General features: G+C 60.0%; 18 protein-coding genes. 7 read left to right on the top strand and 11 right to left on the bottom strand.

Going from position 1 to position 24,770, the window contains the following annotated elements:
- Window positions 1-654: 654 nt before the first annotated feature.
- The 3 genes from QMK52_RS16155 to QMK52_RS16145 all read right to left on the bottom strand — a co-directional run bounded on the left by QMK52_RS16155 (window position 655) and on the right by QMK52_RS16145 (window position 8,399).
- A complete protein-coding gene (locus tag QMK52_RS16155) occupies window positions 655-1,839 on the bottom strand; it encodes a thiolase family protein (RefSeq protein WP_005789895.1) in 1,185 nt (394 codons plus the stop codon).
- Between the two features lie 108 nt (window positions 1,840-1,947).
- Window positions 1,948-3,462, bottom strand: a complete 1,515-nt coding sequence (gene pap, locus QMK52_RS16150) for a polyphosphate:AMP phosphotransferase (protein ID WP_005789896.1) — start codon at window positions 3,460-3,462, stop codon at window positions 1,948-1,950.
- Between the two features lie 101 nt (window positions 3,463-3,563).
- The gene (locus QMK52_RS16145) at window positions 3,564-8,399 is read right to left on the bottom strand and encodes an NEL-type E3 ubiquitin ligase domain-containing protein (protein ID WP_320403066.1); all 4,836 of its coding nucleotides are present in this window, start codon (window positions 8,397-8,399) and stop codon (window positions 3,564-3,566) included.
- Window positions 8,400-8,611: 212 nt separating this feature from the next.
- Between QMK52_RS16145 and mnmC the strand changes: the two genes are divergently transcribed.
- From mnmC to QMK52_RS16120, 5 genes are all read left to right on the top strand, one after another.
- Entirely contained in the window at window positions 8,612-10,612 is a 2,001-nt protein-coding gene (gene mnmC / locus QMK52_RS16140) for a bifunctional tRNA (5-methylaminomethyl-2-thiouridine)(34)-methyltransferase MnmD/FAD-dependent 5-carboxymethylaminomethyl-2-thiouridine(34) oxidoreductase MnmC (protein WP_320403065.1), read from the top strand.
- Between the two features lie 134 nt (window positions 10,613-10,746).
- A complete protein-coding gene (locus tag QMK52_RS16135) occupies window positions 10,747-12,519 on the top strand; it encodes an N-acetylglutaminylglutamine amidotransferase (RefSeq protein ID WP_194438831.1) in 1,773 nt (590 codons plus the stop codon).
- Window positions 12,520-12,522: 3 nt separating this feature from the next.
- Complete coding sequence (gene ngg, locus QMK52_RS16130; protein WP_005789900.1) at window positions 12,523-14,268, top strand: N-acetylglutaminylglutamine synthetase; 1,746 nt, start codon at window positions 12,523-12,525, stop codon at window positions 14,266-14,268.
- Between the two features lie 103 nt (window positions 14,269-14,371).
- On the top strand, window positions 14,372-15,556 hold the full coding sequence (locus tag QMK52_RS16125; RefSeq protein ID WP_005789901.1) for an osmoprotectant NAGGN system M42 family peptidase: 1,185 nt from the start codon (window positions 14,372-14,374) through the stop codon (window positions 15,554-15,556).
- A 75-nt stretch (window positions 15,557-15,631) separates the two neighbouring features.
- Window positions 15,632-15,859 carry a YheU family protein gene (locus tag QMK52_RS16120; RefSeq protein ID WP_194438832.1) on the top strand — a complete coding sequence of 76 codons (228 nt, stop codon included), beginning with the start codon at window positions 15,632-15,634 and terminating at the stop codon, window positions 15,857-15,859.
- Between the two features lie 9 nt (window positions 15,860-15,868).
- On the opposite strand, the gene csrA is transcribed toward QMK52_RS16120, so the two are convergent.
- Complete coding sequence (gene csrA, locus QMK52_RS16115) at window positions 15,869-16,072, bottom strand: carbon storage regulator CsrA (RefSeq protein WP_005789902.1); 204 nt, start codon at window positions 16,070-16,072, stop codon at window positions 15,869-15,871.
- A 127-nt stretch (window positions 16,073-16,199) separates the two neighbouring features.
- Window positions 16,200-17,015, bottom strand: coding sequence for an SDR family oxidoreductase (locus QMK52_RS16110; protein WP_194438833.1), 816 nt, complete (start codon window positions 17,013-17,015; stop codon window positions 16,200-16,202).
- Window positions 17,016-17,611: 596 nt separating this feature from the next.
- Here QMK52_RS16110 and QMK52_RS16105 point away from each other — a divergent pair.
- Complete coding sequence (locus QMK52_RS16105; RefSeq protein ID WP_003192767.1) at window positions 17,612-17,764, top strand: DUF3309 family protein; 153 nt, start codon at window positions 17,612-17,614, stop codon at window positions 17,762-17,764.
- A gap of 56 nt (window positions 17,765-17,820) precedes the next feature.
- Here the strand turns inward: QMK52_RS16105 and QMK52_RS16100 are convergent, their stop codons facing one another.
- From QMK52_RS16100 to QMK52_RS16080, 5 genes are all read right to left on the bottom strand, one after another.
- Window positions 17,821-19,908, bottom strand: coding sequence for an LTA synthase family protein (locus tag QMK52_RS16100; RefSeq protein WP_320403064.1), 2,088 nt, complete (start codon window positions 19,906-19,908; stop codon window positions 17,821-17,823).
- A gap of 427 nt (window positions 19,909-20,335) precedes the next feature.
- Window positions 20,336-20,527 carry a PLDc N-terminal domain-containing protein gene (locus QMK52_RS16095; RefSeq protein WP_003172956.1) on the bottom strand — a complete coding sequence of 64 codons (192 nt, stop codon included), beginning with the start codon at window positions 20,525-20,527 and terminating at the stop codon, window positions 20,336-20,338.
- A 68-nt stretch (window positions 20,528-20,595) separates the two neighbouring features.
- A complete protein-coding gene (locus tag QMK52_RS16090) occupies window positions 20,596-21,126 on the bottom strand; it encodes a hypothetical protein (RefSeq protein ID WP_005789905.1) in 531 nt (176 codons plus the stop codon).
- A 40-nt stretch (window positions 21,127-21,166) separates the two neighbouring features.
- Complete coding sequence (locus tag QMK52_RS16085; RefSeq protein ID WP_005789906.1) at window positions 21,167-21,682, bottom strand: ankyrin repeat domain-containing protein; 516 nt, start codon at window positions 21,680-21,682, stop codon at window positions 21,167-21,169.
- A 106-nt stretch (window positions 21,683-21,788) separates the two neighbouring features.
- The gene (locus QMK52_RS16080; protein ID WP_194438835.1) at window positions 21,789-23,615 is read right to left on the bottom strand and encodes a long-chain-acyl-CoA synthetase; all 1,827 of its coding nucleotides are present in this window, start codon (window positions 23,613-23,615) and stop codon (window positions 21,789-21,791) included.
- Window positions 23,616-24,020: 405 nt separating this feature from the next.
- Here QMK52_RS16080 and QMK52_RS16075 point away from each other — a divergent pair, with 405 nt between their 5' ends.
- Window positions 24,021-24,299: a DUF3509 domain-containing protein gene (locus tag QMK52_RS16075; RefSeq protein WP_003172952.1), complete on the top strand. Its 279-nt coding sequence runs from the start codon at window positions 24,021-24,023 to the stop codon at window positions 24,297-24,299.
- A gap of 58 nt (window positions 24,300-24,357) precedes the next feature.
- Here the strand turns inward: QMK52_RS16075 and QMK52_RS16070 are convergent, their stop codons facing one another.
- Entirely contained in the window at window positions 24,358-24,627 is a 270-nt protein-coding gene (locus QMK52_RS16070) for a response regulator transcription factor (RefSeq protein WP_005789909.1), read from the bottom strand.
- Window positions 24,628-24,770 lie beyond the last annotated feature (143 nt).

Raw genomic sequence — 24,770 nt, 5'->3', positions numbered from 1 at the left:
CAGTCTTGAATGTGGGAGCTGGCTTGCCTGCGATGGCGGTTTATCTGTACCCAATCTGTCGCTGACCCACCGCTATCGCAGCATGGGTATCTACACAACTCTGACGTAGCAACCATCAGTAACCACGATGCGAAGCAAGCCGCTCTTGATCTTGCTCTTGATCTGCTTTTGATCTGAGGCGCCCCGTTAAACCACGCTGGCCGGAATTCGACAGGGATTTGGGGGGTAAACCGGCAGGGATGCCGGTTTAGCCGCCCCGCGCCATGGATGGCGCGTGGCGGCGGCCCCCCAAATCACTGGCGGATTACGGGCACACCGAGCCTGAGCGAGGTGCCGAGTGGTGGGGCAAGAGCCCTTTTGGTTACTTTTGGGGCTCTTTTCCAAAAGTGACCCGCTGTAAAAGCGGAACCAATAGCAGCCGCTACCGCAGCAATGGATATGTACTCGGTCTAATCCAACATCCTGGTCGGCCCTGAGGCCGCCATCGGGAGCAAGCCCCCTCCCACATTTGGATCGCGGTGCATCAGCTAGATAGCTATAAGCTGACAGGCAGCAAGCTCCCTTGCAAAGGAGCAGCAGCGTACCAAAGTTGTGTAGATACCCATGGCTATCGCAGGCAAGCCAGCTCCCACATTGGCCGTATTCCAACCTGACTCAGCGTACGGCTTCGAAAAGTCCGGTAGCGCCCATCCCGCCGCCCACGCACATGGTGACAATCCCATAACGCAGATTGCGCCGTTGCAGTTCGCGCACCAGGTGCCCCACCTGTCGCGAGCCCGTCATGCCGAACGGGTGACCGATGGAGATCGAGCCGCCGTTGACGTTGTACCTGGCGTTATCAATCTCCAGTCGATTGCGCGCGTAAAGACACTGGGAAGCAAAGGCCTCATTGAGTTCCCACAGGTCGATATCCGCCACCTGCAAGCCTTTGGCCTTGAGCAACTTGGGCACCGAAAACACCGGGCCGATGCCCATCTCGTCCGGCTCACAACCGGCCACGGTAAAACCACGGAAAAACGCCTTGGGCTTGAGCCCCAACGCGAGGGCTTTTTCCAGGCTCATCACCAGCGTCATCGAAGCACCATCGGAGAGCTGCGAGGAATTACCCGCAGTCACCGAGCCGTCCTCGGCAAACACGGGCTTGAGCCCGGCAAGACTGTCCAGGCTGGTGTCCGCACGATTGCAGTCATCCCGATCTACCACGCCATCGAGGATCTGCACCTCGCCGGTATGCTTGTCCTCGACCTTGTACTGGACCGCCATCGGCACAATTTCGTCATTGAACAAGCCATCGGCCTGGGCCTGGGCCGTGCGCTGCTGGCTTTGCAGGGCGTAAAGATCCTGCTCCTGGCGGCTGACGTGATAGCGACGGGCAACGATTTCGGCGGTCTGGCCCATGGGAAAGTAAATGCCTGGCACCTGCTCTTTAAGCAGCGGGTTGATCAGGTTATCGGTGTTGACGCTTTTCAGGGTCAGGCTGATGGACTCGACACCGCCGGCGACAATGATGTCGCTGCAGCCCGAAGCGATCTGGTTGGCGGCGATGGCAATGGCCTGCAAGCCTGACGAACAGAAACGGTTGAGGGTCATGCCTGCCGTACCGGTGCCAAGTTGCGACAGCACCGCCACATTGCGCCCGATGTTGTAGCCCTGGGCACCCTCGTTGGACCCGGCACCGACGATGCAATCTTCCACTGTGGCCGGGTCAATGCCGTTACGGGCCAACAGTGCATTGACGCAATGAGCCGCCATGTCATCGGGCCGGGTCTGGTTGAATTTGCCACGAAAGGACTTGGCCAGGCCGGTTCGCACGCTGTCGACGATCACTACTTCACGCATGGGGCACCTCGATCTTGTGGTTGTAGATCGAGGATAGATCCAGGCCTGGCCGACCGCGATGATCATTCACTGCATGGATGCAAAAGCATGGAGGTCGGGAAGACCGGGCTATTTCTTTTTCTTCTTGTCGTGCTTGTCGGTTTTAGCGAACGCATCCTCCAGCGCCCGGTTGATGGTGCGCAACACCTTGACCCGCGCCCAGCGCTTGTCGTTGGCTTCTACCAGGGTCCAGGGCGCCACCTCGGTGCTGGTGCGATCAACCATGTCGCCCACTGCCGCGCGGTAGTCGTCCCACTTGTCGCGATTGCGCCAGTCGTCTTCGGTGATCTTGAAGCGTTTGAAAGGGATTTCTTCACGGGCCTGGAAGCGCTCCAGCTGAGTGTCCTTGTCGATGGCCAGCCAGAACTTGACCACGATCACCCCCGCATCGCGCAGTTGCTCTTCAAAGTCATTGATCTCGCCATAGGCGCGCATCCAGTCCGCCGGGGTGCAAAAGCCTTCGATGCGTTCCACCAGCACGCGGCCGTACCAGGAGCGGTCGAACACGGTGAACATGCCACGCGCAGGGATCTTCTGCCAGAACCGCCATAGATAAGGCTGGGCGCGCTCGTCTTCACTGGGCGCGGCAATCGGCACGATGTGGTACTGGCGCGGGTCCAGTGCTGCCGCCACACGACGGATCGCCCCGCCCTTGCCGGCTGCGTCGTTGCCTTCGAATACGCTCACCAGCGCGTGCTTGCGCATGCGTTTGTCGCGCATCAGGCCAGAGAAGCGCGCCTGCTCGGTGATCAGCTGTTCTTCGTAATCGTCCTTGTCCAGGCGCAGGGTCATGTCGAGGCTGTCGAGCAGGCTCTTGCGGTCAACCGAGGCAAGCAACGGCGCCGGGTTCATGCCGCTGGCCTTGACCTTGGCCTGCTTCAAGGCACTTTGCAGCCCATCCAGCAGGATCTTGCCCACGGTCAGCCCACGGTAATGCGGGTCGACACCCTCGATTACATGCCAGGGCGCATAGTCGCGGCTGGTGCGACGCAGCACGCGCTCACCGAAATGCACGAACTTGTCGTAGGTCTTGGACTGCTGCCAATCCAGCGGGCTGATGCGCCAGCTGTGCAACGGGTCATCGGCCAAGGCCTTGAGACGCGCCTTCATCTGTTTTTTGGACAGGTGGAACCAGAACTTGAAAATCAGTGCGCCTTCATCGCAGAGCATCTTTTCCAGGCGCTCGGCACCGGCGATAGCCTGGTCCAGGCGCGCGTCCTTGATCTGCCCATGCACCCGGCCTTGCAGCATCTGGCTGTACCAATTGCCGAAAAAGATCCCCATGCGGCCCTTGGCCGGCAATTGCCGCCAGTAGCGCCAGGCCGGCGGGCGCGCCAGTTCTTCGTCGGTCTGCTGGTCGAAGGTGCGCACTTCGATCAGGCGCGGGTCCATCCATTCATTGAGCAGCTTGACGGTTTCGCCCTTGCCCGCGCCTTCGATGCCGTTGATCAGGATGATCACCGGGAAGCGCTTCTGCTGCTGCAGCTCGTACTGCACCTCCAGCAAGGCTTCACGCAGGGCCGGCACTTCGGCGTCATAGGTGTCTTTGTCGATGGCGTGACCGATTTCGGCGGATTCGAACATGGGCAGCTCCGTTTCAAGATGGCTCAAGACTAGCGGATTGGGCCCCACGGCAGGCAAGGAATTTCACTCGGCTTGCCGTGGATCAATCACCGCGCCGATGGTTAATGCCCAGGCACATGGCAAATGCCCAGGTCCTGATGCTTCAACATCTGCTGGGTCAAGCGCTCCATCACTGCGGTTATTGCCTGCCGTCGCGGTGCGCGCAGGGCTTCCATTTGTTTGAAATACTCCCCGTCGGTAAGGTCCTGGCGATTCTCAAAGAGTGTTTGCTGCTGCGTATCGAAGGGCTCAGTCACCGATAGGAACTCAGCAGGAAACTGGTGTTTGAGATGGGTTTTCCAGAACGTCAACTGGGTAATAAAACGCAAGAAGGCGGGCGACAGCTCAGCTGTTCGCACCTGGGCTTGCGCCATCGCCAAATCGCTGCTGGGCACCTCGAAAAACGAGTCATAGACCATATGTTCGGGCTGCCCCGGCAGTTGCAGGTCCTTGGCCAACCCGACCCGAAATGCCAGGTTGATTTCCAGCGGATCCGAGGAGGCTTTTTCAACCGCATATGTCGCCGCAATTTTCTCCAGCTCGCTGAGGCGAAACAAACCTCGACTCAAGTTCAACAGCGCCCCGGAGTTGCTCTGTGCACGACCCGCCTGCAGCGTTGCCTTCTCGACTTCCTTGAGAACCTCAATCTGGCTGAACATCTGCGCCGCCCCATCCTCACAACCAGTCGGATGGGCTGCCAGTTGGAAGACCTGCTCGCGCAGCCCGACATTGTCATGGGTCGCCTGCAATACGTCCCAGACACGTTGCGTCATATCCTCGCGCACACGGCGACTGTCAGCAGTACTGGTCAATTCAGCCAGCAACAGGAACAACTCTGTCGATTCCGGATCGTCCCGCAGGTTGGCCCAGACGTTACGCTTGTTGGCATCGCGGGCGGACACCTCGTCCGGCAACCACCGTGCCCTGGCCTTCAGTTCGGTCATACGGGGCTGATCGTCGCCTACATACCCCATGCCAATACCGACTTCGGCGCGGTAACGCTCGAGTGCCTCTACTGTCGTCTCGGATAACGGATTGCCACCCACGTCAATCGATTGGCTGAAAATACGCGGCACCCTGAACAACCAATCGGGCAATACCGTGATCAGGTTATCGCGCAAATCCACCTGCTCCAGGTGGGCCAACCCTGCGAGACCTGGCGGCAGATCGACGATTTTGCTGTCGCGCAGCAAGAGGGTCTGCAAGTCACGCATGCTGCTGACATCCACCAGCTTATCCAGTGGGTTATGGCTCAGGTCCAGCAGGCGCAGCGTATTCAGATCAGCCAGTTTCAGCTGGGTATATTCGGTCAGTGCAAGACGGTTATGGGGCATCGACAAGCTTTCGAGGTCGAGCATCCGCGAGAATATTTCCGGCAAGCGGGTCAGGCGGTTACGGTCCAGCGCCAGATGCCGAATGCCTTTGAAACACTTGAGGAAATACGCGACGTCATCGCCCAATCGCATATTCTTGAGTGACACCTGACGGACATGGTCGAAACGAATGTCGGCAGGCAGCGTCGGCAACGATCCGACGCGCATTCCGTCCAGGTTCAAACTGGGAACCGACATCTGATGTTCATCCAGAGCAGAGCTTTGACGCCGCCAACAGGCTTCAATGCGCTCGGCCACCTGCTCGCGGCTGGTACGAATGTCACTCAGGCCCGGCTGTTTTTCCATGCCCTGGATATCGGTCTTCCAGTGTTTGAGCAGCGCTCGCAGACGAGTGAGCTCTGCCTTCAAGCGCTTTACCGCCCTGGCTCGGGCAAGATGGTCAGCACCCAAGGCCATCAGCAGCGAAGACACTTGTGCATCGCTGAACATGGGGTACAGACGCTTCACCTTGCGCACTAACGCGGGAGGGTGCGCCAATGGCCCCGTCGGCGAATCAGCCATTTCACAGGGCATCGCGTCCAGCACCGGTTCGCTGCCCCTGCTGGAAAAAGCCTCAGCGGCCAGCTCCCGTTCCCCCTTGGCCTGGGAAGCGCTCATGTAGCGCAGGCGCCAGAGATTGTTGGCCTCGTTGAGCGGCAACCCCATTGCTACGCGCTGGCTGTCGTTCAGCGCGCAGTCAATCGCCTGAAACAAGCCGTCAGGTCCGGAGTAAGGCCCACCTAGACTCAGGCCGTTGTCGTCGAACGTTGCAAACCCTGCGTCCGAGCTGACCATTATTCGTCGCACACCGGCGCCATTGCGCGCGCCCAGGGCCAACAAGTCGCCCTGTGGCGACCCCTGGCGCAACTCAAGCCGCACCTCCCTGCCCCACCCTGCCAGATGCGGCATCGACCGAACCGCCACACACGCCGTATCAAGGCTGGCCAGCTCAGGCTGCTCAAACCCCATCAGCGCGCGGTCCAGGCGTTGCTCCCCGAGGGCACGCTGGACTGACTCGGCCAATGCCATGGGGATACGTTGATTATCGCGCAGGGTCTCGCGCTGCACCGTTGAGGTCTGGGCCATCAATTCGCGCATCAGCGTACAGGGCAGCTGCGGATAGGTACGCCTGAGCAACGCCCATTCGGGCGGTACAGGTCCGTCATGGGCCTGATACAACTGCTCGAACAACGGCCTGCAGTCAGCCTTGAGGTGTGCGAGCAACTGACGCTCCAATACGCCGCGCTCCTGATCAGCAGCAACCCCCTCTCCAAGCAGGTCGATTTTTTGTGCCTCGTCCAGCTCGGCCAACAGCACATCAAACACTTTGCCCTCACGAAGCATCTGCTCAGTGAGCGTCAAACGCAGGCCTACATTGTCAAACGGCCCACCGGTGGGGTAACGCGCCTTGACGCTGCCCTGTGCATCCAGCACCTCAAAATAGCGCCCCACCGGCCACCCGTCCAACAAGGGCAGGGCATGCATCTGCAAGGTCAAGTTTTCTGCACTGGGGGAGGCACCGCTTTCCAACTGCCAGATCAGATCACGAATGGACTGGTCCAGCTTGAAACGCTCATACAAATCACGAAAACGTGCGGGAAGGGGCAGGCACTCTTCGGCCTGATAGACGCCCCATTCATGGGGCATATCCATAATGGCCTTGATCTGCACAAGTTTCCTGGGATGCAGCGAAGCACCTGGGCCTGCCGGGTTCAGGCGTGAAAAGAGATACTCCTGATCCTCCCATTCGTCGGGCGTTTCGAACGCAAATCGCCAGCGTCCTTCGCCGTTGTGCAGCAACAGCGGGCGATAAGCCGTCTGCCGCAGCGGGTGACTGGCCCGCCATCGATCCAGTTTCGAGTCAAACGCAACCCGATGTACGCAATCATTGACCTTGACGTATGAATGCCCTCCGACTTTGTAAATTCCCGTAGCGTCCGCAACCTCGTCGTCGACAAGACGCTGATCATGGAAGTACGGCGTGACATTTGCCCGCCACAGCCGCAGATTGCCATCTGTGGGGCGTACCACTTCAAACTGGCGAAAAAAGTTATCCAGGTTGAGACCGCTGCGTTTCATCGCCGAACCGACAACCTTGCTCCCCGCCGCGAACAGCACCATCGAGGTGATGTTTTGCGCTACCGCTGCCAACTGCTTGAACGCCTCTTCTTTATCGCCACGGCGCCAGTCCTCAATGCCCTCATACAGCTCGCCGAGCATCTGGCCCACCGCCACGCCAGTCATCAATAGTCCCAACTCCGGCACAACAAACCCGGCGAGGTTGAGCACTGTCAAACCGGCATCCAGGTACGCTTGCAAGCGCTGCTCGCGGGCCACCTCATCCACGTCGGCCACCGGTACCGCCAGGGTCCGCGCGTCGGCTTGCAGTTTGGCGGCGTAAGTTGCGAAAAAATGCCCCGCCAGGCTAACCGTAATGGGATTTGCCTCCAGCGCCCCCAAGGTACGGGATTGAGCGAAATGGCTGAAGAAGCCAACCCGGTCATCCTGGCTCAGGTACCGGGTAAAGAAACTACGATAAGCCGGCACTTCAAGCTTGCCCTTGAGGTAGACCTGAAAGTCATCAAACGAGGAATACTCGAACAATGGCCGCTCCGGCTCATTGGGCATGTACACCACACAGGGTTCTTGCGGGTATTGCGCAACCGAGCGGCCGGAGAACACCAGGATGCTCCACAGGCAACTGCCCTGTACATTCAGCCATTGCCATGTGACGGGGCGCCATTCAAACAAAATCCCTGCCGCCTGAGCCTGAGACGCTGTCAGCTTGCGGTCCAGCAATTTGCACAACACCTCGTAGACACCTTGGGAAATATCTGCGCGCATCAGGGCAATGTGGGCGTCGATTTTTATATCCAGGGTTTTCATCTGGCCGATATCGGTTGCGACATTATTGAGGTTGGGCTGATCACTCCCCAGCTTGAATACTTCGCTGATGTGCTGCTGATACAGGCCACCCAGATCCAGGGCACGGCACCCCTGGGCAAACTCCAGGGGGGTTATGCCAATGGCCCCGCGAGCGGCAGCCCCCAAGCGCAGCAGCGAGCCCGTCGGAAAGTGCTGCGCTCGCACTTCATCCTCGGAAAAATTCTGCATCGCCACATGCAGCAAACTGTCCTGCACCAGCCTCACCGTTTTCACATATTTCAATGGCAAGACTTCTTTCTCGTACTCGTTTACAGCACGCACCAAAAGATCTTTTTTCGGCTCCACGGTCAGTTGCCATCGGGTCTGACAGTAAGCCTTGAGCCGCTCACTGCAAAATTCATCCAGTGCTTGCAAAGGCTTCAATTGCTCGGCGACAACTGCCTGGGCATCTGCAACCCGTGCGGCATCCCTGGTCAGTGCGTCCAACACGCCAGGCGGTGCGTTGACCATCCAGCCCGGCAGTTGCTTTTGCAACACCTGGGCCTTGTCCAAATCACCCGTCATTTCCAGTAAGGCGGACTGCAGTTGCCGCTGGGTCAATTGGTTCAGTTTGCTGTTCAAATCGTCCTGTGGGCGCATCAGCAATGTCCTTTATTGCCTATAAATCAAGCCATTACGATACCGCAGCAACTTGCACAGAATTAACGCTGATAGTTGATGGATTGAAGGCCGGACGCAGCAGCTATTTCCATGCAAAACCTATGGGGCTACCACCTGGAATCGGCCCTGCGCGCCGCGATCGGCTAGAATGGCCGCCTTGTCTTTGCCTGCTGTATGTCTATGAGCCGCCCATGACCCCCATCACCCACGCCCAGCTCGACTGGGATGACCAAGGTCGCCCGCATTCGCGGGTGTTCGACGACGTGTACTTCTCCGACCAGTCGGGCCTTGAAGAAACCCGCTATGTGTTCCTGGAGCAGAACCGCTTGCAGGAGCGCTTTGCTGGCTTGCCAGCGGGCGGGCGACTGGTGATCGGCGAAACCGGCTTCGGCACGGGGTTGAATTTTCTCTGCGCCTGGCAATTGTTTGAGCAATACGCACCGGCCGGCGCGCGCCTGCATTTTGTCAGCGTAGAAAAATATCCGCTGAGTCATGCCGACCTGCAACGCGCCCTCGCCCTCTGGCCTGAACTGCAACCTTTGGCCGAACAACTCTTGGCGCAATACATCGCCATTCACCAAGGCTTCCAACGCCTGGTGCTGGATAACGGCCGCGTGGTCCTGACCCTGTTGATCGGCGACGCCCTGGAGCAATTGCCGCAACTGGATGCACAGATCGACGCCTGGTTTCTCGACGGTTTTGCCCCGGCAAAAAACCCGGACATGTGGACCGCCGAACTGTTTGCCGAACTGGCGCGCCTGGCGGCACCGGGCTCGACCATCAGCACCTTCACCAGCACCGGTTGGGTACGGCGCCTGATCAACGCCGCGGGCTTCAAGATGAAGCGCACGCCGGGCATCGGGCATAAGTGGGAGATCCTGCGCGGCGAGTTTCTCGGCTGGCCCGACGAGACGCCGCCGCCCGCCAAAAGCAAACCCTGGTTCGCTCGCCCCCCAGCCATCGACGGTAAACGCCACGCCATGGTTATTGGCGGTGGCCTGGCCGGTTGCGCAACGGCTGCCAGCCTGGCCGCCCGCGGTTGGCGCGTCAGCTTGCTGGAACGCCACGCCGGCCTGGCGCAGGAAGCCTCGGGCAACCCTCAGGGCGTGCTGTACCTCAAGCTGTCGGCCCATGGCACCGCATTGTCCCAACTGATACTCAGCGGTTTCGGCCACACCCGCCGCCTGCTGGAGCACTTGCACCGTGGCGTGGATTGGGATGGCTGTGGTGTGTTGCAGCTGGCGTTCGACGCCAAGGAAGGCCAGCGCCAGGCCCAACTCGCCGACGCCTTCGCACCGAGCCTGCTGCACCTGCTCGACCGCGAGCAGGCGCAACAACAGGCTGGAATCCAACTGGCCCACGGCGGCCTGTTTTTCCCCGAGGGCGGCTGGGTACATCCACCCGCACTGTGCCAGTGGCAGGCGACGCATCCGCTGATTGAGGTGCTCAGCCACCATGAGGCGCTTGAGCTGGACCGGCGAGACGACCAGTGGCACGCCCGCGCAGGCGATCGCGTGCTGGCCAGCGCCAGCGTGGTGGTGCTCGCCGGGGCGGCCGAGATCAAGCGTTTCCCCTTGAGCGCAGACATGCCGCTCAAGCGCATTCGCGGGCAGATCACCCGGCTCGCACAAACCCCGGCCAGTGAGGCCCTTGCTACTGTGGTCTGTGCCGAGGGTTACGTCGCACCAGCCCGCCTTGGTGAACATACCCTGGGCGCCAGTTTTGACTTCAACAACCAAGACCTCACACCCACGCTCGCTGAACATAGCGGCAACCTGGAGATGCTGCGCGAGATCTCCACAGACCTGCTGCAGCGCTTGGGCGCCGACCGCCTGGCGGCCGAACAGTTGGAAGGGCGTGCCGCGTTTCGGTGCACCAGCCCCGATTACCTGCCGATCGTCGGGCCGCTGGCCGACCGTGAAGCGTTCCAGCAGGCTTATGCCGTGCTAGGCAAAGACGCCCGGCAAGTACCGGATACGCCGTGCCCCTGGCTGCCCGGACTGTACCTTAACAGTGGCCATGGCTCCCGCGGCCTGATCACTGCACCACTGTGCGGCGAACTCCTGGCCGCCTGGCTGAATGACGAACCGCTGCCGGTACCGGCAAGCGTGGCCGCGGCCTGCCACCCCAACCGGTTTACCCTGCGCGCTCTGGTTCGAGGCCAGGCCGCAGCCCGTAAAGAGCAGGATTGATGGCTAGGCGGCCATCTGCCTTATAACTTATCGGTCTAAAACTCCACGCATAGCACTGGGTCAGTTTCTGGGTACGCGCCGTTTGGCGTATTGAGTATTGACCCCTCCCCAACGGAAAAACCGGTAAGGAACTTATGTGTGGATTAGCTGGCGAGTTACGCTTTGATCATCAACCTGCCGACCTGGCAGCCGTAGAACGCATCACCCATCACCTCGCCCCCCGTGGCCCCGACGCATGGGGCTTCCACGCCCAAGGGCCGATTGCCCTGGGCCACCGCCGCCTGAAAATCATGGACCTGTCGGATGGCTCCGCACAGCCGATGGTTGACGCCCAACTGGGGTTGTCCCTGGCGTTCAATGGCGCGATCTATAACTTCCCGGAACTACGAGAAGAGCTGGAAGCCTTGGGCTACGCCTTCTATTCCGGCGGTGATACCGAGGTGCTGCTCAAGGGCTACCACGCCTGGGGCGAAGCACTGCTGCCCAAGCTCAACGGCATGTTTGCCTTCGCCATCTGGGAACGTGACGCCCAACGTCTGTTCATCGCCCGTGACCGCTTGGGCGTAAAACCTTTGTACCTGTCGCGCACCGGCCAGCGCCTGCGCTTTGCTTCAGCCTTGCCGGCACTACTCAAGGGCGGTGATATCAACCCGATCCTCGATCCGGTTGCGTTGAACCACTACCTGAATTTCCACGCCGTGGTCCCCGCACCGCGCACGCTGTTGGCGGGCATTGAAAAGCTGCCGCCCGCCAGCTGGATGCGCATCGACGCAAGCGGCAAGACCGAACAGAAAACCTGGTGGACCCTGCCCTACGGGCCCCATGAGGATGAAAAACACCTGACCCTGCAAGACTGGACCGACCGCGTGCTCGACAGCACCCGCGAAGCCGTGGCCATCCGCCAACGCGCCGCCGTGGATGTGGGCGTGCTGCTCTCCGGTGGCGTCGACTCGAGCATGCTCGTCGGCCTGCTGCGTGAAGTCGGTGTGCAGGACCTGTCCACGTTCTCCATCGGTTTTGAAGACGCCGGTGGCGAGCGCGGCGACGAATTCCAGTACTCGGACCTGATCGCCAAGCATTACGGCACTCGCCACCACCAACTGCGCATCGCCGAAAGCGAGATCATCGAGCAACTGCCGGCGGCGTTCCGCGCCATGAGCGAGCCGATGGTCAGCCATGACTGCATCGCGTTCTACCTGCTATCGCGTGAAGTGGCCAAGCATTGCAAGGTTGTACAGAGCGGCCAGGGTGCTGACGAATTGTTCGCAGGCTACCACTGGTACCCGCAGGTCGATGGCGCCAGCGATCCCTATGCGGCCTATCGCGATGCCTTCTTCGACCGCAGCTACGACGACTACGCAGCCACCGTCGCACCGAAATGGTTGACCGCCAACGACGCTGCCGGCGACTTTGTGCGCGAACATTTTGCCATGCCGGGCGCGGACGCCGCCGTGGACAAGGCCCTGCGCCTGGACAGCACGGTGATGCTGGTGGACGACCCGGTCAAACGCGTCGACAACATGACTATGGCCTGGGGCCTGGAAGCCCGGACACCGTTCCTCGACTACCGCCTGGTAGAACTCTCGGCCCGCGTACCGGGCAAGTTCAAACTGCCCGATGGCGGCAAACAGGTGCTCAAAGAGGCCGCGCGCCGGGTGATCCCCAGCGAAGTCATCGACCGTAAAAAAGGCTACTTCCCGGTCCCCGGCCTCAAGCATTTACAAGGCGACACCCTGAACTGGGTACGCGAGCTGCTGCTGGACCCGAGCCAGGATCGTGGCCTGTTCAACCCGGCCATGCTCGATCGCCTGCTGACGGACCCTCAGGGTCAACTGACCCCATTGCGCGGTTCCAAGCTGTGGCAACTGGCGGCGCTGAACCTGTGGCTCAGCGAACAAGGAATCTGATCCATGAAACCTAACGCCGCGGCGTATAGCCAACGCTTGATCAAAGGCCAGGCGCCGACCTACGAGCGCCTGCAGGCCCGTCTTGCCGAAGACGGCAGCCCGCAAGGCCCCGAACCGATTGCCGTGCATTGCGGTTGGGGGCGCTTGTTGATCGGGCATACGTTTCCCGACCCTGCCAGCCTCGCCCTGGAGCTGCTCAACGAACAGCCCGGCGAACGCGATATCGCCCTGTATGTGGCCGCGCCCCAGCAAATCCTCGGTATCGACCCGCAGCAGTTATTCCTCGACCCGTCAGACACCTTGCGCCTGTGGTTCAGTGACTACCGCCCCGCCACCCGTGTGTTTCGCGGTTTTCGGATCCGTCGGGTACAGAGCGAAGCCGACTGGCACGCCGTCAACTTGCTGTATCAGGGCCGCGGCATGTTGCCCGTCGACGTCGAACGCCTCACACCGCGCCATCAAGGCGGCCCGGTGTATTGGCTGGCGGAAGACGAAGACAGCGGCGCCGTGATCGGCAGCGTGATGGGCCTCAACCATCAGAAAGCCTTTCACGACCCGGAAAACGGTTGCAGCCTGTGGTGCCTGGCGGTAGACCCACAGTGCACCCGCCCAGGCGTCGGTGAAGTGCTGGTGCGCCACCTGGTGGAACACTTCATGAGCCGTGGCTTGAGCTACCTGGACCTGTCGGTGCTGCACGATAACCGCCAGGCCAAGAGCCTTTACGCCAAGCTGGGTTTTCGCGCACTGACCACCTTTGCGATCAAGCACAAGAACGGCATCAACCAGCCGCTGTTTCTCGGTCCGGGGCCGCAGGCGGGGTTCAATCCGTATGCGCGAATCATTGTCGAAGAAGCCCATCGGCGCGGTATCGATGTGCAGGTGGATGACGCCGATGCCGGGCTGTTCACCCTCAGCCACGGCGGGCGCCGTGTGCGGTGCCGCGAGTCGCTGAGCGATTTGACCAGCGCCATCAGCATGACCCTGTGCCAGGACAAGAGCCTGACCCACAAGGTGCTCAAGGCCGCTGGCCTGAAGTTGCCTGCGCAACAGTTGGCAGGCAGTGCCGACGACAACCTCGAGTTTCTGGACGAGCACCAGCGCGTGGTGGTCAAGCCGTTGGATGGCGAACAAGGCCAGGGCGTGGCGGTGGACCTGCGAACGATCGAGGAGGTGCAGCAAGCCATCGAAACGGCACGCCAGTTCGACAGCCGCGTACTGCTCGAAAGCTTTCACGAGGGCCTGGACCTGCGCATCCTGGTGATCGGTTTCGACGTCGTCGCCGCCGCGATTCGCCGCCCCGCCGAAGTGATCGGCGACGGTCAGCATTCGATTCGTGCATTGATCCAAGCGCAAAGCCGACGTCGTCAGGCCGCCACCGATGGCGAAAGCAAGATCCCCCTGGACGGCGAGACCGAGCGCACGCTGAAGGCCGCCGGCTACGACTACGACAGCATCCTGCCCCGGGGCCAGACCCTGGCCGTGCGGCGCACCGCCAACCTGCATACCGGCGGTTGTCTGGAAGACGTCACCGCCATCCTGCACCCGACGCTGGTGGACGCCGCCGTGCGCGCCGCCCGCGCCCTGGATATTCCCATGGTCGGCCTGGACCTGATGGTACCGGCGGCCGACCAGCCGGAGTACGTATTTATCGAAGCCAATGAACGAGCCGGGCTGGCCAACCATGAACCGCAACCAACTGCAGAGAAGTTTGTGGATTTGTTGTTCCCACACAGTCAGCCGACGGCTTGAACGATGTATCGCCTGTTCCGGCGCTATCGCGGGCAAGCCCAGGCGACGACGCTCCAGCCCCTTCATCGAAACCATCGATGCCCTCAACTCATCAGGAGTTTCCATGACCAGAACCATCCCAGAACCCGATCTCGCCTACCTGCAAAAAGTGCTGCTGGAGATGCTCGCCATTCCCAGCCCCACCGGATTTACCGACACCATCGTGCGCTACGTCGCCGAACGCCTGGAAGAACTTGGCATCCCGTTTGAAATGACCCGGCGCGGCACTATTCGCGCCACCCTCAAGGGCCAGAAAAACAGCCCTGACCGTGCCGTCTCTGCGCACCTGGACACCATCGGCGCCGCCGTGCGAGCAATCAAGGACAACGGCCGCCTGACCCTGGCACCGGTGGGCTGCTGGTCGAGCCGCTTTGCCGAAGGCAGCCGGGTCAGCCTGTTCACCGATAACGGTGTCATCCGCGGCAGCGTATTGCCGTTGATGGCGTCCGGGCACGCGTTCAACACTGCCGTGGATGAAATGCCGGTGAGCTGGGACCATGTGGAACTGCGCCTGGACGCCTACTGCGCCACTCGTGCCGACTGTGACTCCCTGGGCATCAGCGTCGGTGACTATGTAGCGTTCGACCCACTGCCGGAGTTCACCGAAAGCGGGCATATCAGCGCCCGCCACCTGGACGACAAAGCTGGGGTCGCCGCCCTGCTCGCCGCGCTCAAAGCGATCGTCGACAGTGGCGAACCGCTGCTGATCGACTGCCACCCGCTGTTCACCATCACCGAGGAAACCGGCAGTGGCGCAGCGGCCGCCCTGCCCTGGGATGTCAGCGAGTTTGTCGGCATCGACATCGCCCCGGTCGCCCCGGGCCAGCACTCCAGCGAACACGCGGTGAGCGTGGCGATGCAGGATTCCGGCGGGCCGTACGACTATCACCTGTCGCGGCACTTGCTGCGCCTGGCCGCCGATAACGACCTGCCGGTGCGCCGCGATCTGTTCCGCTATTACTTCAGCGATGCGCACTCAGCGGTTACCGCCGGCCATGACATTCGCACCGCCCTGCTGGCCTTCGGTTGCGATGCCACCCACGGCTACGAGCGTACCCATATCGACAGCCTGGCCGCCCTGAGTCGCTTGCTGGGCGCCTATATCCTCAGCCCGCCGGTCTTTGCCAGCGATGCGCAACCGGCCCAGGGTTCCCTGGATCGGTTCAGTCATCAGATCGAGCATGAAACGCAAATGGAGAGCGACACCCGCGTGCCGTCGGTGGACAGCCTGGTCGGAAACAAGTCCTGACGCCGGCGACAGCTGCTACTGGCAACATAGGTCCCGGCGCAGTAGCATCGCCGGGACCTGACACCTGAGGCTTGTATGCTGATTCCCTACGATGCACTTGAAGTCGACACCCTGACCCGCCTCATCGAAGACTTCGTAACCCGCGACGGCACCGACAATGGCGACGACACGCCGCTGGAAACCCGCGTGCTGCGCGTACGCCAGGCACTGACCAAGGGCCAGGCGCTGATCGTCTTCGACGCCGAGAGCGAGCAATGCCAACTGATGCTCAAGCACGATGTGCCCAAGCATCTGTTCGACTGAAAACCCCGCCTAAGGATTGGGTACCGACACGGGGTGCGTGACGGGCCCCTGGCGTTCGCGGATCTTCTGATAAACCTCGGCACGGTGCACATTGACACCCACGGGGGCTTCGATACCGAATTTCACGTGGGTGCCGTTCACTTCGAGAATATAGACGGTGATGTCATCGCCAATAGCGATGGCTTCGCCTATGGTGCGGCTTAAGACCAGCATGGCGTGTGTCCTTTTCAAATAGCAGGACCTGGACCATGCGCTCTTGGAAATGGACCGGCAATGGCTTGCTGGAAAATCAGGTATTACCTACACAGGTAGGTAATTTGCCTGACAGACTCCATCCAAATCAGCCCTTAACGGCCTGCGCCTTGGCGCGCATCTTGTCGGCCATCAGCGTCATCTCGTCATACAGCAACTGCGGGTTTTTCTGCTTCAGTGCCCAGGCCATGCGCCCTTGCTCATGGGGCAGGATCATGAACTCGCCCGCGGCCACGCGCTGGTAGATGTAATCGGCGATATCGGTCGCCGAAATAGGTGAACTTTCAAGCAACTTGCCCACCTGCGCCTTCATGGCCGGGGTCGGCCCGCGGAAGGAGTCGAGCAGGTTGGTCTGGAAAAACGATGGGCACACCACGTGCACGCCCACTTCCTGCTGCTTGAGCTCGACCAGCAGGCTTTCCGACAACGCCACCACGCCGGCCTTGGCCACGTTGTAGTTGCTCATGGCCGGCCCCTGCATCAATGCAGCCATCGACGCGATGTTGATGATCCGGCCCTTGCTCTTCTCCAACAGCGGCAGGAACGCCTTGCAGCCCTTGACCACGCCCATCAGATTGATTGCGATCTGCCAGTCCCAGTCCTCCAGGGACAATTCGGCGAAGAACCCACCCGAGGCCACGCCTGCGTTGTTGACGATCACATCAATGCCGCCGAGCTTGACCTCGCACGCCTGGGCAAACGCGGTGAGCTGGCTGTAGTCGCGCACGTCGCAGCGCTGGATAAACCCTTCCCCCCCCGCCTCGCGCACAAGTTTGAGGGTCTCCTGCAAACCGGGCTCACTGACATCCGACAACGCCAACTGCCAGCCCTCACGGGCCCAGCGCAGAGCGATTTCACGTCCCAGGCCGGACCCGGCGCCAGTGATCATCATGCGGTTTTGCATAGGAAGTAGCCTTGTGGTTTACCGAAGAAGTGACCGGCAGTGTAGCGAAGGTTTTTCCCGCACCCACGCACCATCAGATTGATGAATGCCTAGGGGGCGTTCTCAATTAGTTTCCCCGCCGCGTTGTCGCCTTAAAGCGGGCCAGGCAAGGCGCAGGCCGCAGGGAATGGTTGTTCCCTTTCCAAGGCCTGCAACGCAGGCTGGCCCGCTTTAAGGCACAACCCGAAGGGCCGGGCCTGCTGTTGTGCAGGGCTGCGTTGCTCGAAGCTTATTTGGAATGACCAAACCACGCTTCTCGCGCCTTGCCCTGCACAACAGCAGACCCGGCGCGACGGGGAAACTAATTGAGAACGCCCCCTAGGCAAACCCTGGGCTGGGTTGCAGGTGTGCGTATAGCCCAAGTTCAATTTTTTTCAACTGATTAGTTCAAGTTGCGCACGCGTTAAAAGAAATAAGCAACTAATCAAAATGTTTTAGAAAAACAATGAATTTTCTGCGAAGTACATGAGTCCCAATGGTTAAGACGTCCCGATGCACATGGACGAGATAACGGTCAAACAGCCGGTTTTTGCACAGAACCTATAAGGAATAAAACCATGAGCCTCATTCTAATCATTATCCTGATCCTTCTGTTGGTCGGCGGCCTGCCAGTGTTCCCGCACTCGCGTAACTGGGGTTATGGACCGTCGGGTATCCTGGGTGTGGTGCTGGTCGTCCTGCTGGTGCTGTTGTTGCTCGGCAAGATATAAAAGCCGGGACAAAAAAAGAGGCCTCGATCGAGGCCTCTTTTTTTATTGCCGGTCAGTTAGTCCGGCTTACCATCTACAACACCTGCGGTGTTATCCAGCAGGCTCTTGGTAGCGGTCTGCAGGAACGACTCAAGTTTCTGCTTGAGCGCAGCTTCGTCCGGCGACTCAGGGGTCACCTTGCCAGTCGGTTCGGCGCCAAGGGTGTATTCCCACAACTTGGGTGGCATTTCCTTGGGCAATACCAGTACGCGGTCAGCGGTAAGCAAGGCCACGGTCTGGTCGCTGCCCGATGGCTTGATCACGCCGAAGCCCTTGTCGCCTTCCGGCAGGTTCAACAGGTCACGCCCCCAGCACTGGTGCAACGTGTCGCCACCCAGGCGGCCCATGATGGTCGGCACGATGTCGATCTGGGTGCCCACGGTGTGGTCACGTACGCCGAACTTTTCCTGCATGCCAGGTGCGATCATCAGCATCGGCACGTTGAAGCGGCCCAGGTCCATTTCGGTGATCTGTTGCTCGTTGCCGAAACCGTGGTCGCCCACGATCACGAACAGCGTTTCCTTGAAGTACGGCTCCTTGCGGGCCTTTTCAAAGAACTGGCCCAGGGCCCAGTCAGAGTAGCGCATGGCCGTCAAATGCTCGTTGAGGCTGCCACGGTCGGTGACTTTTTCAACCGGCAATGGCGTCGGCAACGCGTACGGGGTGTGGTTGGACAAGGTTTGCAGCAATGCGTAGAACGGCTTGCCGCCTTCACGGGCTTTGAGCTCCTCCAGGCCACGGTTGAACATGTCCTGGTCGGACACGCCCCATGTCGGGTCGGAGAACACCGGGTCGACAAAGTCATTGCGGCCGATGAAGTTGGTCATGCCCTGGTTGCTGAAGAAGCCCGACTGGTTGTCCCAGGCGAAATCGCCGTTGTAGACATACACATCGTCGAAATCACGCGCACTGAGCAACTGCGGCAGGCCCGACAACTTGTGGCTGCCTTCCGGGGTCTGCATCAGGTACTCGAAGCCCGGCAGGTTCGGGAAGCAGGCCATGGTGGCGAACATACCCTGGTGGGTGTGGGTACCGTTGGAGAAGAAGCGGTCGAACAGCAAGCCTTCCTTGGTCAGCTTGTCGAAGTACGGCGTGATATTGCCCGGACGGCCCAATGCGCCCACCGAGTGACCGGCAAAGCTTTCCATCAGGATCACTACGACGTTCTTGATCGGCAGGGTCTTCTCGGCCGGCGGCGTGAAATCACGGCGCACGGCAGCGGTGTCGGTATCCACCAGTTTTTCGCTCGGCAACACCAGCATGTCGCGCACGGTCTGGGTGGCCAGCGGTTGTTCGAGGGTGGCTTTCCAGATGTTGGCACGGTCTTCACCGAACCGCGCCTTGGCCGCCGCGATCAGCGACAGGGTGCCATTGAGGCCCAACTGGTTGGCGAAGTTCGAATCGGTGGTGTAGACATCCCCCCAACGCAATGGCGGGCCCTGACGCAGGGTGCCGCGAATGGCGACCACGGCGACCAGCAGGCAAACCACGAATACAGCGATGCGGCTGTACCATGGAGCCACCTGGCGCGTGCTGATCGTACCGCCGCTGAACGGGCCACGCGGGCGCGTTGCACGGTCGGCGCCCTTGAAGGCCATGCTCAGGATCAGCGTGCCCACGGCCCAGGCCAGCAGGTAGCGCACCACCGGGAAACCGTACCAGAGCATGCTCATCACGGTTTTCGGGTCTTCCTTCACATACTGGAAGACCAGGCCGTTGAGGCGCTGGTGGAATTCACGGTAGAAGTCCATTTCCATCAGGCCCAGGAACAAGGCGATGCTGGACACGACGGTCAGCCACAAACGGAAGAAACCCCGTGCCGCCATGGCCCGTACACTGAACAACGCCAGCAGCAACGGGATCAGCAGGTACATCACCAGGCGGATATCCAGGCGCAGGCCATTGGCGAACGCTTCCAGGAACGTCGAGGCCGGCGTGTCCAGGATCATCTCGCGGTTGTAGACCAGCAACGCCAGGCGCAGCAGGGAGAACATCACCATCATGACCAGTGCGCAGAGCAGCGTGTACGCCAGATGGGATTTGACGGTCGGTTGCAGCAGGCGATTTGAAGCTCGCTGCTGATTCAGGGCGTCCGGGTTTGCCATGTCGTTTTAGGACCCATTGGAAGTTTAAGTGGCGAAATAATGCAGTGGCGTCCGCCCTCGCCCAGGCTGGCTGGGGTAAGCGGTTTACGCGGTGGCACAAATGGTGCCCGATCAAGGCCGGCAAGGCTATTAATTACTGAACGTACAACCTTGCCGTGTCTTTAAAGGCCCCAGGGATAGAGCCCTGGCAGGCGAATAAAGCCGGCGAATTGTCTTGGATGGAATGTGAAAATTCTGTACAGCGAATATTTCGATACACAAATTTTTCGAACAAATGTGGGAGGGGCGGTGCGACGATTCGACTTGCTCCCGATAGCGGTGTGTCAGTGAGCTTATTTGTCACTGATCCACCGCTATCGGGAGCAAGTCGAATCGTCGCACCGCCCCTCCCACATTGACTGCGCCGACTCCAGGAGGAGTGAGGCGCTTAGATCCGCACGTTACCGCGTGGCCCGGCGATAGCCCAGATAATCAGACCCAGTACCGGCAACAGCAGGATCAACAGGATCCACAGCACTTTGGCGCCCGTGCTTGCGCCGCTTTTGAACACGTTGATGATCGCCCAGATATCCAGCGCGAGGATGATCAGGCCAATCAGGCCGTTGAAAGTGGAACCCATGGTGTCGCTCCTAAGTGAGGGCATGCACTTGTAGGATAGTCAGCCTTGGCGGGGGTTCCGTTTTAATTTCAGACGTGCACGGCGATCTTCAATGCCTCAAGCGACGGTTCAGCCTTGATGCCGACTTCAGCGCACAGTTGCAGCACGCGCGGCAGGTCGTTGCCGAACACCAATACGGCCTGGATCTCATCATCGAGCAACTGACTGAAGTTCATCAGCACATAACCGCCGTCTTCCGGGCTCAGGGCGCTCATCTGAATCTGGATGCGGTTCAACGCGGTCAGGTCTTCAGTCTTGGTCAATTGCTTGGGCTTGAGATTGAACGCCACGCCCGGACCAAACGAGGCGACGATCTGCGCGAACAGGTCGCCGTAGGTATCAGCCTGAAACAACACCGTGTCGGGCAGGCTGCCGACCACCACCCACTCCCCCAGCGGTATCGGGAAGCTGTCGTCGTAGTTGATATCCGGGTTTGCCGCCAGGAAAGCGGCCGGGTCTGCGTAGGCTTGCGCCGCTTCGTCGGCAATACGTGCCACCTCGTCCTCAGCCATGACGCCGGCGCTGATTTTGCTGATGAGTTCGACGAGGGCGGTTTTCATGGGCGATCCTGTAGCGAGCGGGTTTTCGAGGGCGCGTAGCCTACACCAGTTTCTGCAACTGCGCCGCCGTATCCACCGCGCCCATGGTCTGTGCCGCAGCCAGTGCCGTGGCACCTTGAGCGTCGGTAGCCTTGGGATTGGCGCCTTGACCTAGCAGGTATTCGACCATTTCAACGCGGTTGAACATCGCCGCCATCATCAACGCCGTACGCCCATCCGATGAGGCCGCCTCAACCGGCGTGCCGCCTTCGATCAGGGCCTGAACCACAGGCAGGTTGCCTTTGAACGCCGCGCCGGCAATCGGCAACTGGTTCTTGTCATTGGCGATCAAGGGGTCGGCCTTGAATTCCAGCAGTACTTTTACCGCCTCGGGGTGGCCGTGGTAGGCCGCGAGCATCAATAAGGTGTCGCCATTGTGATTACGAAAGTTGGCTGGCAAGCCCTTGGCCAATAACGCAGCAAGCATGGCTGCATCGCCGCGGCGGGCCACGTCGAAGACCTGCTCGGCAAATTCGGCGGCTTCGTCTTCGGTCATTTGTTTAGGCTGGTCTGACATGGGGGCTCCTTGCTGAGGCGGCTTGTGTAACTGAATAAGGCGCCCAGTGTCGCGATGGAGTTCCCCCCTGTCATGGCTTTTTTGTCAAAAGCCGCCATAGCCAGAATCAATAACGAAAGTGCCCGCCCTGGATCTGCGCCAATAATTGCCCGGTAACCGGCACGTAGCTCTGCGAACCTGGCAGCCAGGCGTACACCGGGTCATTGCCGGCCTTGGCGGGGTCGAATGCTTCCTCTTTGAGTTTCATTTTCTGGTACTTGAAGGTGCCGGTGGTTTCCATTTTTACCTTGATCCGCAGGAACAGCGGCACCGCATAGTGCGGCAACTGGCCGTGGGCAAATTGCAGCAGTTCGCGCATGTCCAGGGCAGCCAGAGACTCACTCGGGGTGATGGCGACCATGCCAGCACGGCCATTGGTGTTCGCGATCTCGACGCCATAAGCCACCACTTCGGCGATTTGCGGGTGTTGCAGCAGCACGTTTTCCACTTCGGTGGTCGAGACGTTTTCACCCTTCCACCGGTAGGTGTCGCCCAGGCGATCGACAAATTGCGCATGACCAAAGCCGATGCTACGCACCAGGTCACCAGTATTGAAATACCGGTCGCCCTTCTCGAACACGTCGCTGATCACCACCTTGCGATTTTTTTGCGGGTCGGTGTAGCCATCGAACGGTGACTTTTCATCGATCTTCGCCAGCAACAAGCCCTGCCCGCCCGTTGAGACCTTGTGCATGAACCCATCACTGCCGCGCAACGGTTCACCTGTGTCAGGGACGTAATCCACCAACGCCCAATGCTGCAGGCAAAAGCCGATGGTGTTGTCAAAATTCAGCACGTTGGTAAAACCGATATTGCCGTCACTGGCCGCATACAGTTCGCAAATATGCTCCACCTCATAGCGCTGTTTGAACTGCGCCCACACACCGGGGCGCAGGCCATTGCCGACCATCTTGGTCACGCGGTTATCGCGATCCTGTTCGCTGGGGGGCTGGTCGAGCAAATAGCGGCATAACTCACCGACATAGCCGAGGGTGGTCGCGTTGAACTTGCGCGCATCCTCCCAGAACTGGCTGGCGCTGAACTTGCGCCGAATGGCGAAGCCGGACGCGCCGATAATGGCCGAGCCCCAGCACACACACAAACCGGTGCCGTGGTACAGCGGCAAGGTGCAATAGAGAACGTCGTGCGGTGCCATGTCCAGGGCAATCCTGCCGAAGCTCACAGCGGTTTTGGTCCAACGCCCATGCTTCATGATGCCGGCCTTGGGCAAGCCGGTGGTGCCGGAGGTGTAGATATAGAAGCAGGGATCGTTGTAGGAAATCTGCGCGCAGATCGCAAGGTTGTCCACCGGGTGCCCGGCACTGGCCGCCATCAGGTCGATGTAGCCCTCGGGAACTGCGCCATCGGGTTGATCCGCCACACACCAGGTGCGCTCGGCCGGAATCTGCACCTGATCGCGCACCGCTGCGTAGGAGCTCAGCAACTCCGCCCCCACCACAATGGCAACCGGGTCGACCAGCGTCAGGCTGTGCACCAGCGTCCCTTGGGTTTGCGATGTATTGAGCATGGCGCAGACGCCGCCCAGCTTGGCCACGGCCAACACGTTGAGCAGCAACTCGGGGCGATTTTCAATTAACAGCGCTACCACGTCGCCTTTGCGAATGCCTTGGTCATGCAGGTGATGGGCGATGCGATTGGCCTGCTGATTGGCGTCGCGGTAGCTGATCACCTGGTCAGCGTAAAGCAGCGCGGCACCGTCAGGATTACGCAAGGTCGCTTGCTCGAAATGCCAGCCCAGGCCGCAGGGTTGGCTGGGGTCGGTGACATTGGCCGCGCGCATACCGCGAACCACACGCGGGAGCGCCCGAACGATGGCAGGCACCTTTCGCAGCATCATGCCCCAGGTAATCATGTCGTTTTGCCGATGGCTCATGGCGGGACGTCCTTTTTCTTATTTTTGGTCGAGTCCAGGGACATGACGAGCTAGTAGGCACTCGCCAATGCGTTACAGGAAAATACGTCAGCCCTTCTTTGGCTGTACACGCGGGATTTGAAAAGTTTTGTATCCCAAAGGGCAGCCGCCGCGGGCAGCGGAATTTTCCGGCAAAAAAGGTGGTCAATAGCTGTAAGGCAAGCCGGACACCTTCGCAAAGGCGCCGAGTAAATAACGCAAAATGCAGGATGCACGATGGCCTTTCATGCAAATTGCACGAAAACGAAAATTAGAAAATTTTGCAACCAGCTGATTTTTAAAGGATTTTTTATTTAACCAATACTGGCACAATCACTGCACCTATCACTCCATGCTTGCCAACTTGAGCCAATGGAGCTGATAGACATGAGCCTGATCCAAGATAAATTCGCTTCGGTATTCTCCAACTACGACGTCACCACCCAGCCACGTCCTGACGGTGGCATCCTGTTGACCCTGCGCAACAGCGAAGGCAAACAGGTCAAGCGCTCGATCTCGTACCAGCAATTGCACACCGCCGATCAGTTGACCTGGGTGATCAGTGCCATTCGCCGTGACCTGGCCGAACAAGCCAGCGAGCTGCCGCAGATTTCCATGCTGCAAAGCCAGAACCGCTTTGCGCTGCCGACCTACCATTCGGCATAAGTAACAGATATAAAAAGGGCCGCGACGCCGTTGAGCGTCGCGGCCCTTTTTTGTGCCTTCAGCATAAGCCTTGGCGAGTGGCTTCGTTTTTCGCCTGTACCCGGTTGGTCACGTCCAGCTTGCCGTAGATATTGCGCAGATGAAACTTCACTGCCGCTTCGGAGGTGCCGCGAATCTGGCTGATCTCCCAGATGGTCTTGCCCTCGGAAGCCCACCGCAGGATTTCCAGCTCCGTCGGGGTCAGGGGCTTGCCGGACAAGTTCAGGCGTTTTCTGATAGCCGTCGGCACGCTATCGATCGGGGGACACGTCTGCTCTGGGCTGCTCATCGCTCTCTCCTTATATCTGCTGATGCGGCACCGCCTTTCGGACTCCTCCTATTGACAGATGACATAAACATTGGCGCCGCACAGAGAGTTACATAACCAGCGGAGTGAAAGCGTACAACACAGAACAAACAGCTTCGCCCTAC

The organism is Pseudomonas sp. P9_2 (assembly GCF_034008255.1).
GTDB lineage: Bacteria > Pseudomonadota > Gammaproteobacteria > Pseudomonadales > Pseudomonadaceae > Aquipseudomonas > Aquipseudomonas synxantha_A.
Note: the sequence above shows the minus strand (reverse complement) of the source record. Positions and strands in the feature narration are given on the sequence as shown.

Bases quoted from the DNA above. Each gene is read 5' to 3' on its own strand.
- QMK52_RS16155 (WP_005789895.1), bottom strand. From the start codon at position 1,839: ATGCGTGAAGTAGTGATCGTCGACAGCGTGCGAACCGGCCTGGCCAAG.
- pap (WP_005789896.1), bottom strand. From the start codon at position 3,462: ATGTTCGAATCCGCCGAAATCGGTCACGCCATCGACAAAGACACCTAT.
- QMK52_RS16145 (WP_320403066.1), bottom strand. From the start codon at position 8,399: ATGCGCCCACAGGACGATTTGAACAGCAAACTGAACCAATTGACCCAG.
- mnmC (WP_320403065.1), top strand. From the start codon at position 8,612: ATGACCCCCATCACCCACGCCCAGCTCGACTGGGATGACCAAGGTCGC.
- QMK52_RS16135 (WP_194438831.1), top strand. From the start codon at position 10,747: ATGTGTGGATTAGCTGGCGAGTTACGCTTTGATCATCAACCTGCCGAC.
- ngg (WP_005789900.1), top strand. From the start codon at position 12,523: ATGAAACCTAACGCCGCGGCGTATAGCCAACGCTTGATCAAAGGCCAG.
- QMK52_RS16125 (WP_005789901.1), top strand. From the start codon at position 14,372: ATGACCAGAACCATCCCAGAACCCGATCTCGCCTACCTGCAAAAAGTG.
- QMK52_RS16120 (WP_194438832.1), top strand. From the start codon at position 15,632: ATGCTGATTCCCTACGATGCACTTGAAGTCGACACCCTGACCCGCCTC.
- csrA (WP_005789902.1), bottom strand. From the start codon at position 16,072: ATGCTGGTCTTAAGCCGCACCATAGGCGAAGCCATCGCTATTGGCGAT.
- QMK52_RS16110 (WP_194438833.1), bottom strand. From the start codon at position 17,015: ATGCAAAACCGCATGATGATCACTGGCGCCGGGTCCGGCCTGGGACGT.
- QMK52_RS16105 (WP_003192767.1), top strand. From the start codon at position 17,612: ATGAGCCTCATTCTAATCATTATCCTGATCCTTCTGTTGGTCGGCGGC.
- QMK52_RS16100 (WP_320403064.1), bottom strand. From the start codon at position 19,908: ATGGCAAACCCGGACGCCCTGAATCAGCAGCGAGCTTCAAATCGCCTG.
- QMK52_RS16095 (WP_003172956.1), bottom strand. From the start codon at position 20,527: ATGGGTTCCACTTTCAACGGCCTGATTGGCCTGATCATCCTCGCGCTG.
- QMK52_RS16090 (WP_005789905.1), bottom strand. From the start codon at position 21,126: ATGAAAACCGCCCTCGTCGAACTCATCAGCAAAATCAGCGCCGGCGTC.
- QMK52_RS16085 (WP_005789906.1), bottom strand. From the start codon at position 21,682: ATGTCAGACCAGCCTAAACAAATGACCGAAGACGAAGCCGCCGAATTT.
- QMK52_RS16080 (WP_194438835.1), bottom strand. From the start codon at position 23,615: ATGAGCCATCGGCAAAACGACATGATTACCTGGGGCATGATGCTGCGA.
- QMK52_RS16075 (WP_003172952.1), top strand. From the start codon at position 24,021: ATGAGCCTGATCCAAGATAAATTCGCTTCGGTATTCTCCAACTACGAC.
- QMK52_RS16070 (WP_005789909.1), bottom strand. From the start codon at position 24,627: ATGAGCAGCCCAGAGCAGACGTGTCCCCCGATCGATAGCGTGCCGACG.